The 14,996-nt window shown below is 41.6% G+C and carries 15 protein-coding genes; all 15 read left to right on the top strand.

What is annotated here, in order from left to right; all coding sequences use genetic code 11:
* Positions 1–5 precede the first annotated feature (5 nt).
* The 15 genes from Q8G36_RS23250 (at position 6) to lysS (ending at position 14,542) form a co-directional block, all read left to right on the top strand.
* Complete coding sequence (locus tag Q8G36_RS23250) at positions 6–743, top strand: VWA domain-containing protein (protein WP_063235926.1); 738 nt, start codon at positions 6–8, stop codon at positions 741–743.
* Positions 709–1,707: a protein kinase domain-containing protein gene (locus Q8G36_RS23245; RefSeq protein WP_336622987.1), complete on the top strand. Its 999-nt coding sequence runs from the start codon at positions 709–711 to the stop codon at positions 1,705–1,707. Before Q8G36_RS23250 ends, Q8G36_RS23245 begins: the two co-directional genes overlap by 35 nt.
* Positions 1,708–1,803: 96 nt before the next feature.
* Positions 1,804–3,198, top strand: a complete 1,395-nt coding sequence (gene tilS / locus Q8G36_RS23240) for a tRNA lysidine(34) synthetase TilS (protein WP_305162180.1) — start codon at positions 1,804–1,806, stop codon at positions 3,196–3,198.
* Between the two features lie 32 nt (positions 3,199–3,230).
* Entirely contained in the window at positions 3,231–3,770 is a 540-nt protein-coding gene (hpt, locus tag Q8G36_RS23235) for a hypoxanthine phosphoribosyltransferase (RefSeq protein ID WP_137018539.1), read from the top strand.
* A gap of 117 nt (positions 3,771–3,887) precedes the next feature.
* Positions 3,888–5,951, top strand: coding sequence for an ATP-dependent zinc metalloprotease FtsH (gene ftsH / locus Q8G36_RS23230; RefSeq protein WP_305162181.1), 2,064 nt, complete (start codon positions 3,888–3,890; stop codon positions 5,949–5,951).
* A gap of 167 nt (positions 5,952–6,118) precedes the next feature.
* Complete coding sequence (locus tag Q8G36_RS23225; RefSeq protein WP_063235928.1) at positions 6,119–6,898, top strand: type III pantothenate kinase; 780 nt, start codon at positions 6,119–6,121, stop codon at positions 6,896–6,898.
* A gap of 26 nt (positions 6,899–6,924) precedes the next feature.
* On the top strand, positions 6,925–7,806 hold the full coding sequence (gene hslO / locus Q8G36_RS23220; RefSeq protein ID WP_305162182.1) for an Hsp33 family molecular chaperone HslO: 882 nt from the start codon (positions 6,925–6,927) through the stop codon (positions 7,804–7,806).
* Positions 7,807–7,824: 18 nt separating this feature from the next.
* Entirely contained in the window at positions 7,825–8,721 is an 897-nt protein-coding gene (locus tag Q8G36_RS23215) for a peptidylprolyl isomerase (RefSeq protein ID WP_305162183.1), read from the top strand.
* 129 nt (positions 8,722–8,850) lie between these two features.
* The gene (cysK, locus tag Q8G36_RS23210) at positions 8,851–9,777 is read left to right on the top strand and encodes a cysteine synthase A (protein ID WP_305162184.1); all 927 of its coding nucleotides are present in this window, start codon (positions 8,851–8,853) and stop codon (positions 9,775–9,777) included.
* Positions 9,778–9,940: 163 nt separating this feature from the next.
* Positions 9,941–10,777, top strand: a complete 837-nt coding sequence (gene folP / locus Q8G36_RS23205; protein ID WP_305162185.1) for a dihydropteroate synthase — start codon at positions 9,941–9,943, stop codon at positions 10,775–10,777.
* Between the two features lies 1 nt (position 10,778).
* On the top strand, positions 10,779–11,138 hold the full coding sequence (gene folB, locus Q8G36_RS23200; protein ID WP_251436634.1) for a dihydroneopterin aldolase: 360 nt from the start codon (positions 10,779–10,781) through the stop codon (positions 11,136–11,138).
* Positions 11,139–11,140: 2 nt separating this feature from the next.
* Positions 11,141–11,668, top strand: a complete 528-nt coding sequence (gene folK, locus Q8G36_RS23195; RefSeq protein ID WP_305162186.1) for a 2-amino-4-hydroxy-6-hydroxymethyldihydropteridine diphosphokinase — start codon at positions 11,141–11,143, stop codon at positions 11,666–11,668.
* Entirely contained in the window at positions 11,620–11,832 is a 213-nt protein-coding gene (locus Q8G36_RS23190) for a helix-turn-helix domain-containing protein (protein WP_251436630.1), read from the top strand. The genes folK and Q8G36_RS23190 overlap by 49 nt, the downstream gene beginning before the upstream one ends.
* Before the next feature lie 23 nt (positions 11,833–11,855).
* A complete protein-coding gene (gene dusB / locus Q8G36_RS23185) occupies positions 11,856–12,854 on the top strand; it encodes a tRNA dihydrouridine synthase DusB (RefSeq protein ID WP_305162187.1) in 999 nt (332 codons plus the stop codon).
* Positions 12,855–13,042: 188 nt separating this feature from the next.
* The gene (gene lysS, locus Q8G36_RS23180) at positions 13,043–14,542 is read left to right on the top strand and encodes a lysine--tRNA ligase (protein ID WP_305162188.1); all 1,500 of its coding nucleotides are present in this window, start codon (positions 13,043–13,045) and stop codon (positions 14,540–14,542) included.
* The last annotated feature ends 454 nt before the right edge of the window (positions 14,543–14,996 follow it).

Genomic DNA, 14,996 nt, shown 5'->3' with positions numbered 1-14,996 from the left:
AAAACATGAAAGCAGGAACATTAAGACAGATTTTGCTTATAACCGACGGATGTTCAAATCATGGTGAGGAGCCGTCTGCCATGGCTGAATTAGCAAGGGAGCAAGGCATAACCATCAATGTCATAGGTGTCATGGAAAATGATGTGATAGATGAAAAGGGACTTAAGGAAATCGAGAAGATTGCTGGTTCAGGAGGTGGCGTAAGTCAAATAGTCTATGCGCAGCAGTTGTCCCAAACCGTCCAAATGGTGACCCAAAAGGCAATGACTCAAACTATACAGGGAGTTATCAATCGTGAACTTCAACAAATACTTGGAGATTCAAAAACGATGGAGGATCTTCCGCCGGATAAACGAGGAGAAGTGATGGAGGTGGTCGATGAGCTTGGGGAAACAAGCAAGCTCGAAGTGCTGATTCTTGTTGATACCAGTGCAAGCATGAAACATAAACTGCCTACAGTGAAAGATTCCTTATTAGATCTTTCCCTTAGCATGAATGCAAGAATGGGTGACAGCCGTTTTTCCGTATTCGTATTTCCTGGGAAAAGAAATGATGTTGAAAAGTTGCTGGATTGGACCCCGAACCTTGAAGCCTTGACGGCAACTTTTCCTAAGCTTAGTACAGGGGGACTCACTCCGACAGGTCCAGCCATTCGTGAAGCTTTAACATATTTCAATAAAAAACGTTCATTGAGGGGATTGTTATCACATGATGATGAACAATACTTTGAGGAATCAATGTAAACTCCTGCCTGGCAGTTTGGTCACTGGAAAATGGAATAAAAACCAGTACAAAATAATTAAGGAATTGGGGTGTGGAGCGAACGGAATCGTCTATTTGGTTGAAAGCGGAAATCGTCATTATGCTTTAAAGCTCAGTGATAATGGGACGTCCATTATTTCGGAGATGAATATCCTAAAATCCTTTTCAAAGGTCCAGGGGTCTACCCTTGGACCTTCCTTTTTGGAAGCGGATGATTTCATGAAAACTGGAAAGCAGCTCCCTTTTTATGTCATGGAATATATCCACGGACACGATTTTTTGCGTTTCATCGATAAGAAAGGGTCATCGTGGATTGGAGTATTAATGCTTCAGCTTTTAACCAGCTTGTCTGCCTTGCATGCCAATGGCTGGGTGTTCGGGGATTTAAAACCTGAGAATTTGATCGTGACTTCACCAGCCTATAAGGTACGGTGCGTGGATGTTGGCGGCACCACCTTAATTGGGCGATCTGTTAAAGAATTCACCGAGTTCTTTGACAGGGGTTACTGGGGGCTTGGATCAAGAAAGGCCGATCCGCAATATGACTTGTTCGCTGTGGCGATGATTATAATCAATTCTGCCTATCCTGGACGTTTCCATAAGAAAGGGGAGGGGTATAGACAGCTTAACGACTTGATTAAGCAGAAAAAGGAATTGCACCCATATAGAAAGATGTTGGATAAAGCACTCCACGGGCAGTATGATTCAGCCCTCCAAATGCGGGAGGATTTGGTCATGGTGCTAAGTAAGCAAAACCACTCGAAGAAAAAGGGCCCGACTCAGGCAGCGACGGGTCAGCCACAAACAATGCAACCGGCAACGAGACAAGCAAGAAGGTCCCAAAACCTTTCAAAAAAGAAAAGTGGCGGTTTTTTTGAAACTTTTTTGCTGGTTGCCATCATATCGATGCTCTATGTTCTTTACATATATGAACAGTTGTTATGATATAGTTATTAGGAGAATGCCATGGAATAGTTGAAACCATTTCATGGTTGATTCGTATAAAACTAATGCCTGTCCATAAAGAAGGAAGAAGATTGTATGTTAAAGGAAAAAGTTCTGAGCACCATTTATAGAAACGAATTGATTAAGGAAAACTCGAATTTGCTAATAGGCGTTTCCGGGGGACCGGACTCATTGGTTCTTCTCCATATCCTTAAGGAAATTCAACCCCTTTTTCAATACGGGATGATCGTTGCAAGTGTTGACCATATGTTTCGTGGTGAAGAATCCTATGAGGATTATAAATATGTCGAGCATATATGTGAACGGTGGGGCATTACATTTGAGGGAAAACGGATCGATGTTCCTGCCCGGATGGAGCAGACGGGGGAAAGTTCGCAAATAACGTCAAGAAAGTTGCGTTTCGCTTTCTATGAAGAAATGATGGATAAGCATCAAGCCTCCACTCTTGTCCTGGGGCATCATGGAGATGATCAAATCGAAACGATGCTCATGCGTCTAACAAGAGGGGCGACAGGTAAAGCAAGAGCAGGTATCCCTTTAAAGAGACGTTTTCATACCGGGAATCTGATCAGGCCTTTTCTTGAAATCACGAAAAGCCAAATAATCGAATATGCGGCCCTTCATAATATTGAGCCAAGGTTTGACCCTAGCAATGAAACGGGTGTCTATGCAAGAAATCGTTTTAGACATGAAGTTCTTCCCTTTTTAAAGAAAGAAAATAGAAAGGTGCATGAGCATTTTCAGCGATTCAGTGAAGAGCTTTATGAAGATGAAGAGTTTTTTTTGAACCTGGTTTCAAGCAAAATGTCGGAGGTTTGGATCCAACGGGATAAAGATCAAGCGGTTATTCAGATTGATAAGGTTCTCGCGATGCCTAAACCTTTACAAAGAAGGGCGATTCAACTAATATTAAACTATCTTTATTTGGAGAGACCTTCATCGCTTTCGGCATTACATATTGACCAACTTTTAGTTTTGTTTTTGAATCCTCAACCATCTGCAGAATTGCATCTTCCGGAGGGCCTTATTGCGGAAAAATCATATCAAACTTGCACTTTTAGATTTTTCCGGCAAAAAAGCCAAAAATATTCCCTTAAATTACAAATTCCCGGTGAGACTATTCTTCCGAATGGATATAAGATTAAAGCGCACTATATAAAAGAAGAAATTCCGGTACTTAGAGGAAATCATTCTTTTATTCTTCCCGAATCAGCTGTTCAGCTTCCTCTTACAGTCCGAACCAGGAATGAAGGCGAACGGATGGCCGTCAAGGGATTAGGTGGAACTAAAAAGTTAAAGGATATTTTTATTAATGAAAAGATCCCGATGCTAGAAAGAAATGTGTGGCCGGTCATCATCGATCAAACGGGAACGGCCATTTGGCTACCTGGTTTAAAGAAATCGAATGTTGAGCCGGATATAATTTCTGATGAAAAATCTTTAATCTACTTAGAATATAAAAAAGCTTAATTCTTCATGGGGGGCAATTAATTACAATGACCATGCAAAACGACATTGAAAAGGTTTTAATAACAGAGGAAGAACTTCAAAAAAAAATCAGGGAATTGGGTGCGCAGCTTGAAGCTGATTACCAAGGTAAGTTCCCGTTGGCTATCGGAGTGCTGAAAGGCGCCATGCCATTTATGTCAGATTTACTGAAACGTGTGGATACACATCTTGAAATGGACTTTATGGATGTTTCAAGCTATGGTAACTCCACTGTATCTTCCGGTGAAGTGAAAATCATCAAGGATCTTGATACATCAGTTGAAGGCCGGGATATTTTAATCATCGAAGATATTATCGACAGCGGTTTGACTCTTAGCTATCTTGCGGAACTTTTCCGTTATCGAAAAGCAAAATCAATTAAAATCGTTACCTTATTGGATAAACCAACAGGCAGGAAAGCGGATATCACTCCGGACTATGCCGGGTTCATCGTTCCGGATGCATTTGTTGTCGGATATGGTCTTGATTTTGCGGAAAAGTATCGTAATCTCCCGTATATTGGCATATTGAAGCCTGAAATTTACTCGAATTAATCGTACCTGTTTGAAAGAGAAGACCAGATAAAAACAGCGGTGTTAAATTATTGTAATTCATTAATTTTGTATGATAGTATTTACTATAGTTTGTTTACCCGTGGGAGGAGGTAAGGGATGAATCGGATCTTCCGTAATACCATATTTTATTTACTGATCTTTTTGGTCATCATTGGGATTGTAAGCATTTTTAATAATAACAATGAACCAACGGAGAAAATGACCCAAGATGAATTCTATAAGCATTTGGAGAATGGGGACGTTACAGCACTGACGATGCAGCCCGAAAGCAGTGTATTTGAAATCACAGGAAAGCTCAAAGGTTACGAGGAAAACAAATTCTTTGTGACGTACGTGCCTTTCAGTGAATATTCGCAAAGTCGAATCAATGATGCCGTTACCAAATTGGATAAGGACATCATCACTGTTGAACCTCCAGAAAAAACAAGTGGCTGGGTGACATTTTTCACTTCCATAATTCCATTTGTAATCATTTTTATCCTCTTCTTCTTTTTACTTAACCAAGCTCAGGGCGGCGGTGGTGGCCGTGTCATGAACTTCGGGAAAAGTAAGGCGAAATTGTATAATGATGATAAGAAAAAAGTACGCTTCAATGATGTTGCCGGAGCGGACGAAGAAAAGCAGGAACTTGTCGAGGTTGTTGAATTCTTGAAAGATCCTCGCAAATATGCCGAACTTGGAGCCCGTATTCCTAAAGGGGTACTTTTAGTTGGGCCTCCTGGTACAGGTAAAACTTTACTTGCACGAGCAGTAGCTGGTGAAGCCGGAACTCCTTTCTTCTCAATCAGTGGTTCTGATTTTGTTGAAATGTTTGTGGGTGTCGGTGCATCCCGTGTTCGTGATTTGTTTGAAAATGCTAAGAAGAATGCACCATGTATCATCTTTATCGATGAAATTGATGCAGTCGGACGTCAACGTGGCGCAGGTCTTGGTGGCGGTCACGATGAACGTGAACAGACATTGAACCAACTACTGGTGGAAATGGATGGTTTCGGTGGTAATGAAGGAATCATAATCATCGCTGCGACTAACCGTGCTGACGTATTGGATCCGGCATTATTGCGTCCAGGACGTTTTGACCGTCAAATAACGGTAGGCCGCCCTGATGTTAAGGGCCGTGAAGAAGTCCTGAAAGTGCATGCACGCAATAAACCATTAGCAGAAACAGTCGATTTGAAAGCGATCGCTCAGCGTACACCAGGATTTTCTGGTGCAGATCTTGAAAACTTACTGAATGAAGCGGCGCTTGTAGCTGCCCGTCAAGATAAGAAGAAAATCGACATGTCCGATTTGGATGAAGCTTCGGATCGCGTTATCGCTGGACCTGCCAAGAAAAACCGTGTCATTTCCAAAAAGGAAAGAAATATTGTAGCGTGGCATGAAGCAGGCCATACCATTATTGGATTGGTTCTGGATGATGCCGAAATCGTTCATAAAGTTACGATTGTCCCTCGTGGTCAAGCTGGCGGTTATGCAGTTATGCTGCCGAAAGAAGATCGTTTCTTCATGACGGAACCTGAGCTTAAAGATAAAATCGTAGGACTATTGGGTGGCCGCGTATCCGAAGAAGTTACATTCGGAGAAGTGAGTACCGGTGCGCATAACGACTTCCAGCGTGCAACGGGCATAGCTCGGAGCATGGTCATGGAATATGGAATGAGTAAGCTTGGGCCTCTTCAATTCGGTAATTCTCAAGGCCAGGTCTTCCTAGGCCGCGATTTCAACAATGATCAAAACTATTCAGATGCAATAGCATATGAAATCGATCTTGAAATTCAACGTATCATCAAGGAAGCTTACGAAAGATGTAAGACGATACTTACTGAAAACCGTGAAAAACTTGATTTGGTTGCAAGAACCTTGCTTGAAGTGGAAACACTTGATGCTGAACAAATCAAAAGTTTATTCCATAATGGTAAATTGCCAGATCGTGATTATACGGCTCTGAATGGGAATCTTACCACTGATGAGAATGTCAAGGTGAACATCAATACGAAGAAGGAAGAAAAAGAAGCCTTATTAGATCCTTTGGATAAAAGAGGACCTGAGGACCTTGAAATAACGGAGGAAGGATTGAATACTCCTCCAATCAAAGAAGGTGCACCTCAAGATCAGCCGCTTTCCTTCCCGAACGAAGATGACAATAATAAAAAGTCTTAAGATGACTAAATTCAAAAGGGTATTTCCGCCTCGGAAATACCCTTTTCTTAACCCTTTTTGGGATTATGTTAAAGATTCTGGGATACCTTTCTAAAAGTGCGACTAATAGCGTGGCAAATAACAGTGTGTTATGATGTTGGAGAATAATTTACCGGAGTGATGAAACGATGATTTTTGTATTGGATGTTGGGAATACGAATACTGTATTAGGCGTATACGATGAAGATATTTTAAAATATCATTGGCGAATTGAGACTAACCGTCACAAGACAGAAGATGAGTATGGAATGGTCATAAAGTCTTTGCTGCAACATGAAGGTCTTTCGTTTGATCAATTTGATGGAATCATTATTTCTTCGGTAGTTCCGCCAATTATGTTTGCGCTTGAACGCATGTGCAAAAAATACTTTGGAATTAAACCGCTTATAGTTGGACCTGGAATAAAAACTGGATTGAATATTAAATATGAAAATCCCCGTGAGGTGGGAGCGGATCGAATCGTTAATGCTGTTGCAGGCATTCAGGAATATGGAAGCCCTCTCATTATCGTGGATTTTGGCACGGCAACGACATATTGCTACATAAATGAGGATAAACAATACATGGGCGGAGCCATTGCTCCGGGTATAAATATTTCTACTGAAGCACTTTATTCAAAAGCAGCCAAACTTCCAAGAATAGAAATCAGCCGACCAGAAGGGATTATCGGGAAAAATACGGTATCCGCCATGCAGGCTGGTATTTTGTATGGGTATGTTGGGCAGGTTGAAGGAATCGTTAATCGAATTAAAGCGCAAAGTAATCTAGAACCAACGGTAATAGCGACAGGTGGACTGGCTACCTTAATTGCTAATGAGTCTACTGTGATTGATGTTGTTGAGCCATTTTTGACCCTGAAGGGATTGCAGTTGATTTATAAACGAAATCGTGAGCAAGTGAAGAAGTAATACACAGCATGGAAGGAGCAAAATGAATGAAGGATTATCTAATAAAGGCGTTAGGCTATGAAGGACAGGTTCGGGCATATGCTGTTTCAACCACAGACACCGTAGGAGAAGCTCAGCGACGCCATTATACATGGCCTACTGCTTCTGCTGCCCTTGGACGGGCTATGACGGCTGGTGTCATGATGGGCGGAATGTTAAAAGGAGAAGAGAAGCTGACGATTAAAATCGAGGGCGGTGGACCGATCGGTTCCATACTGGTTGACAGCAATGCAAAGGGAGAAGTACGCGGATATGTCACTCACCCCCAAACCCACTTTGATTTGAATGAGCAAGGAAAACTGGATGTAAGGAAAGCGGTTGGTACCGATGGATTGTTGACTGTTGTGAAAGATATTGGTCTTCGTGATCACTTTTCAGGGCAAGTTCCGCTTGTATCTGGAGAATTAGGGGAAGATTTCACTTATTACTTTGTTACTTCCGAACAGGTGCCTTCATCTGTGGGGGTTGGGGTCTTGGTGAATCCGGATAACTCGATCCTTGCAGCGGGTGGATTTATCATTCAGTTAATGCCGGGTGCATCCGAAGATACGATTTCCAAAATTGAAAAACGACTAAGCACGATAACTCCTGTTTCTAAGATGATTCAAAGTGGCATGACTCCTGAAGAAATCCTGAACGAAATTTTAGGTGAGGGCAATGTGAATATACTAGAAAAAATGGATGTCCAATTTTCCTGTCAATGTTCTAGGGAAAGAATTGCGAATGCATTGATAAGCCTAGGGCAAGCTGAGATTCGGGATATCATTGAGACAGAGGGTCAAGCGGAGGCACAATGTCATTTTTGTAATCAGACCTACCAATTCTCGAAGGAAGAACTCGAGGGACTAGAAGCAGAAGCCAAAAAATAATATACGGGGGATAAGGGTTTGCCAAAACAAAAGCTTCGGGCGATTATCGCTGGCCTTGCCTTGTTGAACCTATTGACTATCATTATCTTTGTCATAAAACCACTAATCATTTCACAATCCGTCATTGGGGAAGAAACGGCCGCTAAGGTTGGATCAAAGGATATTTCCCGGGAAGCATGGATTAATGAGCTCGAAAAAAGATATGGGGAAGATGTACTTGAGGAAATGGTCGATAAAGAGGTAGTGAAACAGGCAGCTGAAAAATACAAAGTGAAAACTTCGGATGAAGAGCTTGATCGGGAACTTAAAATGATGAAAACGATGTATGGGACTGCAGGTCAGAACCTTAATAAAAGTAACGATCAACTGAGGCAGGAAATTCAGTCGAGTCTCCTCCTCCAGAAGCTCCTCACCAAGGACGTCTCGGTTTCCGAAACGGCAATGCGGAATCATTATGATAATAATAAGGATATCTACAGAATTCCTACTGCTTTCCATATTTCCCATATTACCTCGTCTACTAAAAAGCAAGCAGACCAAGTCATACGTGAACTGGAGAAAGGTGTCTCCTTTGATGTCTTAGCGATGGAAAAGTCCCTTGATGAATTCACTGCCAATCAAGGAGGCGACATGGGTTATATATCACAGGATAACGAGCAAGTCTCCAAGGAATACATTACCGCTGCAGAGCAATTGAAGGTAAAAAAGTGGAGTGATGCAATCCAAACGGAAGATGGCTGGGCCGTTCTCTATCTGCATGAAAGGATAGAGGGCAAGCAGTATGAATACGAAGAAGTTAAAGACAAGATTCACCGCCAAATAGCTCTTGAACAGATTCAGGCACCGGTCTCGGGGAAAATTTTCTGGGACGAATTTGATGTAGAATGGTTTTATGGATTGAAAGATCAAAAGTAGGTCGATGGTTGTGTGAGAAAATTTAGAATATAGTATATAATCATTGACAATGAACTAATAAAACTGGTAACTTTAGATTAATAAAACCAATAAACATACTCGGTATTGAAATGATAAGGAGTGGAGAAAATGGCACGTATAGCTAATTCTGTAATCGATTTAATTGGACAAACACCTATTGTGAAGTTAAACAAGCTTCAAAATGAAAACAGTGCAGATATTTATCTGAAACTTGAGTATTTTAACCCAGGCAGTAGTGTAAAAGACCGTATCGCCCTTGCGATGATCGAAGCGGCAGAAAAAAGTGGTAACCTTAAGCCAGGTGATACGATCATTGAACCTACAAGCGGAAATACTGGAATTGGTCTAGCGATGGTAGCTGCGGCAAAGGGCTATAAATCAATTCTGGTTATGCCGGAGACGATGAGCTTGGAACGCCGTAACTTGCTTCGCGCTTATGGCGCAGAATTAGTTCTTACTCCTGGACCTGAAGGAATGAAGGGTGCAATCGCAAAGGCGATTGAGCTGTCCAAAGAAAAAGGGTATTTCATTCCACAGCAATTCGAGAATGAAGCCAACCCTGAAGTTCATCGGAACACTACGGGCCCTGAAATCGTTGAAGCCTTTGGTGATGAAGGTCTGGATGCATTCGTTGCCGGAATCGGTACTGGCGGAACCATAACAGGTGCTGGAGAAGTCCTGCGTGAAAAATACCCTGACATTAAAATTTACGCTGTTGAGCCTGCGGACTCTCCCGTATTATCGGGTGGTACTCCAGGCCCTCATAAAATCCAAGGAATCGGTGCAGGCTTCGTTCCAAGTATTTTGAATACAGATCTCTATGACGAAATCATTCAGGTCAATACAGAGGAATCGTTTGATTATGCACGTCGCGCAGCAAAAGAGGAAGGAATCCTCGGTGGAATTTCTTCTGGAGGCGCAATAGCGGCTGCCATTAAAGTGGCTGACAAACTGGGAAAAGGCAAAAAGGTACTTGCTATTATTCCAAGTAATGGTGAACGCTACTTAAGTACACCATTATATAACTTTGAGTAAGACCAGACACTAAAAATGAGAAGCGAAGTTCCTCAGGGGCTTTGCTTTTCTTTTTGTAGTAAAGTCTGCAGAAGTGTTTCAAATCTTAATGGAGCTTGCACTATGCCTATGTAAATGGGTACACTCGTATATATAGATTTCTTTAGGTGAAGGAGAACGTTGGATGTCATTAGCTAGAGCGTCAAAAATAAAATGCGGTTCATTTGATTTGGATTACAGCAATAAAACCTTAATTATGGGGATTTTGAATGTTACGCCGGACTCCTTTTCGGATGGCGGGAAATATAATCGGATAGATGCTGCTTTAAAGCATGCCGAACGGATGGTCAACGACGGAGCGGATATATTGGATGTAGGCGGAGAGTCCACCCGTCCTAACTATGAGAGAATATCGGATGAAGAGGAAATAGAAAGAGTAGCCCCAATTATTGACGCCATATCCCGTAATATCGAGGTTCCAATATCGGTTGATACGTATAAATCAAGAGTAGCGGAAGAGGCGGTAAAAGCGGGAGCCCATATATTAAATGACATTTGGGGGGGGAAAGCCGATTCCTTGATGTCAAAGGTTGCTGCGGAATATAAGGTGCCGATTATTTTGATGCATAACAGGGATAATATGGGTTATGGACATTTTGTCCGGGATGTACTTCAAGATTTATTCGAAAGCATCAAGTTGGTAAAGGATGCGGGAGTCAAGGATGAAAACATCATTCTCGATCCAGGAATTGGCTTTGCGAAAGATTTAAAGTTGAATTTGGAAATGATGAGGAATCTTGATAAGCTGGTATCATTAGGTTATCCCGTACTGCTAGCCACATCAAGAAAGTCCATGATTGGACATGTTCTGGACCTGCCGCCTAGTGAGCGGATGGAAGGAACAGCCGCCACAATCTGCCATGGCATTCAACAAGGCTGTCAAATGGTTCGTGTACATGATGTGAAGGAAATGGCACGGACTGCAAAGATGATGGATGCTCTATTAGGAAAAGGTGAATGAAATGGATAAGATATATGTGAATAAAATGGAGTTTTACGGTTATCATGGAGTTTTTCCGGAAGAAACGAAGCTTGGTCAGCGGTTTAAAGTGGATTTAATCGTCCAGACTGATTTAGCCAAGGCAGGGAAAAGTGACAACCTTGAAGACTCAATCAACTATGGCGAGTTATATGAAGTGTGTAAAAGTGTTGTTGAGGGAGAACCTTTTAAGTTAGTGGAAGCTGTAGCTGAAAAAATTGCCTCTGAACTACTTGATAAATATTCTTCCATCGAGACATGCACCGTGAAGGTTTATAAACCAGATCCTCCAATAGCAGGTCACTATGATTCGGTTGCTATAGAGATTGTAAGGGGACGCTGATTGTGGTAAATATTGCTTACCTTTCAATAGGTTCGAACTTAGGGAATCGCCTTGAAACATTCCAAAGAGCTTTCCAATTATTGTATGAAAATCCGCATATCAAATTGGTGACATGCTCTTCTTTATATGAAACGGACCCGATAGGATATGAAGACCAGGACTGTTTTTTAAATGCTGTCCTTAAAGTGAAAACCGATTTAGAACCCGAAAGATTACTTCACGCTTGTATGAAAATTGAACAGGATTTAGGGAGAAAAAGGGAAATTAGGTGGGGTCCCCGTACTTTAGACCTTGACATTTTGTTATATAATCATGAAAATATTGAGACAGAGATTCTTTCAGTCCCGCACCCTCGTATGCACGAGAGGGCTTTTGTTATCGTGCCTTTAATGGAAGTGGACCCTGATATATCACTTCCGCAAATGCTTGCACCTTTGAGCGACCTGCTTGAACAGATTTCGGATAAAGAAGGAGTTCGATTATGGAAGGTGAAAAATGGGGAAGGCGTATTCGCGCTTTTCGAAAGTTAAAGGGTTATACCCAGGAAGGGTTTGCGAGAGAAATAGGTGTTTCCGTTTCGTTGCTGGGAGAAGTCGAACGAGGGAACCGCACCCCTTCAGAGGCATTTTTACTGGAAGTGGCGGAAATTCTTCATGTTTCCATTGAGGAGCTTCAGCCGCCTGAGGATAAATGAAAGAATGTTTTAGGAGGTCCAACGTGTTAAAAATAGGCGATATAGAAATGAAGAATCCCATAGTGCTGGCGCCGATGGCGGGAGTCTGCAACTCGGCATTCCGCTTGACCGTCAAGGAATTTGGTGCTGGTCTTGTTTGTGCGGAGATGGTCAGTGACAAGGGAATCGTTATTCAAAATGCTAAAACGATGAATATGCTTTATATAGATGAAAGAGAAAAACCGTTAAGTTTGCAAATCTTTGGAGGAGAAAAGAAAACATTGGTCGAAGCTGCACAATTTGTAGATAAAAATACAAATGCTGACATCATTGATATCAACATGGGCTGCCCTGTACCTAAAATCACCAAATGTGATGCGGGTGCGAAGTGGCTTCTCGATCCAAACAAAATTTATGAGATGGTTTCAGCGGTGGTTGATGCTGTTGAAAAGCCGGTAACGGTGAAAATGCGCATTGGCTGGGATGATGAGCATGTTTTTGCGATTCAGAATGCTCAGGCTGTTGAACGCGCAGGCGGTAAAGCCGTTTCCATGCATGGCAGGACACGAGTTCAAATGTATGAAGGAAAAGCTAACTGGGACATCATCCGTGAAGTGAAGAAGTCGATTAATATTCCCCTTATCGGTAACGGTGATGTGGAAACTCCACAGGATGCGGAAAGAATGCTGAAGGAAACGGGTGTTGATGGAGTCATGATCGGCCGTGCAGCCCTAGGTAACCCGTGGATGATCTACCGGACTGTAAAATATCTAGAAACGGGTCAACTGATGGATGAACCTTCAGTTCGTGAAAAGATGGACGTTTGCGTGCTTCATATGGATCGTCTGATTGCGTTGAAAAATGAAAATGTAGCTGTTCGTGAAATGCGTAAGCATGCTTCTTGGTATTTAAAGGGTGTTAAAGGGAATGCTCAAGCTCGCAAAGGAATTAATGAATGTGAAACAAGGGAAGATGTTGAAAAGCTTCTTTATGGACTTGTGGATGATATCGAAGCGAAGCAACAAAATATCCAAATGGTCTGATGTTTGACATTACCTTCCTATTTTCCTATAATACGCTTATCTTAAACTGCCAGTAATCCTGGCAGTTTTTATATGTACATAAACAATGTTTTATGATAAAAAGCTGTTGAATTCCTTTACTTTATGTAAGAATAAATATGTATGCAAAAGTGTTTCTGATTAATTATATAAGGTTTTTATTAATAAAGATGGAGATGATTTTCGTGAGTCATGAAGAATTGAATGACCAACTGCAGGTAAGGCGCGATAAAATGCAGGCCATGATGGATAATGGACAAGACCCTTTCGGGAGCAGATTCGAGCGCACACATAACACTCAGGAGCTAATCAGTGCTTATGGTGAATTAGAAAAGGAAGATCTTGAAGAAAAAGAAATTGAAGTTACGATCGCTGGCCGTGTCATGACGAAGCGTGGAAAAGGGAAAGCGGGATTTGCCCATATCCAGGATATTAGCGGTCAAATCCAAATCTACGTCCGTTTGGATAACATAGGTGAAGATTCTTACCAAATTTTCAACCAAACGGATCTTGGCGATATCGTAGGGGTAACTGGCGTTATTTTCAAAACGAAAGTCGGGGAACTTTCCATTAAAGCTAAAGAATATGTGTTCCTTGCTAAAGCGCTTCGCCCGTTGCCTGATAAATTTCATGGCCTAAAGGATGTTGAAGAGCGTTATCGGAAACGTTATGTCGATTTAATTACAAATGAGGAAAGCAAAAACACGTTGATCATGCGCAGTCGTATTGTACAAGCCATGAGACGGTATTTGGACGATCATGGATACCTTGAAGTGGAGACGCCTCTATTGCATTCTGTTGCCGGTGGAGCTGCTGCACGTCCTTTCCTTACTCATCATAATGCCTTGGATATGCCTTTGAATTTAAGGATTGCCCTTGAACTTCATCTGAAACGCTTAATCGTTGGCGGGTTGGAGAAAGTTTATGAAATTGGCCGGGTTTTCAGAAATGAAGGAGTATCAACAAGACATAATCCTGAATTCACATTGATCGAATTATACGAGGCTTATGCGGATTACCAAGATATCATGAGTTTAACGGAAAACCTGATTGCCCATATAGCTCAAGAAGTTCTGGGTACGACTACCATCCCGTATGGGGAGTATGAGATAGAGTTGAAACCGGAATGGAAACGACTTCACATGGTTGACGCTGTAAAAGAATATACTGGTGTGGACTTCTGGACTCAAATGAGTAAAGAAGAAGCCCAACAGCTTGCTAAAGATAATGGGATTGAAGTTAAGGAATCCATGGAGTTCGGCCATATCGTAAATGAATTCTTTGAACAAAAGGTGGAAGATAAGTTAATTCAACCTACATTCATCTATGGACATCCAGTGGAAATCTCTCCTTTAGCAAAGAAAAATCCGGAAGATTCCCGTTTCACAGATCGATTTGAGTTATTCATTGTAGGTAGGGAGCATGCAAATGCCTTCACGGAACTTAATGATCCTATTGATCAACGTCAACGCTTTGAAGCTCAATTAAAAGAACGAGAGCAAGGTAATGACGAAGCTCATGAAATGGATGAAGATTTCTTGGAGGCGTTAGAATACGGAATGCCGCCTACTGGCGGACTGGGAATTGGTGTTGACCGTTTGGTTATGCTATTGACCAATTCTCCTTCTATACGTGACGTCCTGTTATTCCCTTTAATGAGACATCGCTAATATAAGCAAAATGAGTTTTAATTGCAGGGCCGAATTCGGATGGCTGGGATCATTGGGCGTAGCTCCTGATCCTGGTAGGTCCAATTCGGTTTTTGTTTTTTAATTATAATTTCATGTCTTTTAATAGATTGGATTCTAGGGTTTGAAAGAAAAACAACATTATCTCAAAAAAACTTTATAAAAGGTATTGCGCAGTTAACGTAATGGTGTTATATTTATATCTGTCGTTACGAACGAGTTGCAAACAGATTACAAACTTTAAAAAGTTTTAAAAAAGTTGTTGACTTGCAGTAATGAAAATGTTATTATAAATAAGCTGTTCCGAAAGAAATTGCTCTTTGAAAACTGAACAAAACAAAGCGCCAACGTTAAATTTTAAGTGAGCACACACTATCAAAAAAGCAAAATGAGCAAGTCAAACATTTCTTCGGAGAGTTTGATCCTGGCTCAGGAC

The organism is Peribacillus frigoritolerans, from assembly GCF_030676415.1.
GTDB classification, from domain to species: domain Bacteria; phylum Bacillota; class Bacilli; order Bacillales; family DSM-1321; genus Peribacillus; species Peribacillus frigoritolerans_A.
This window is presented reverse-complemented; position numbering and strand designations above follow the sequence as displayed.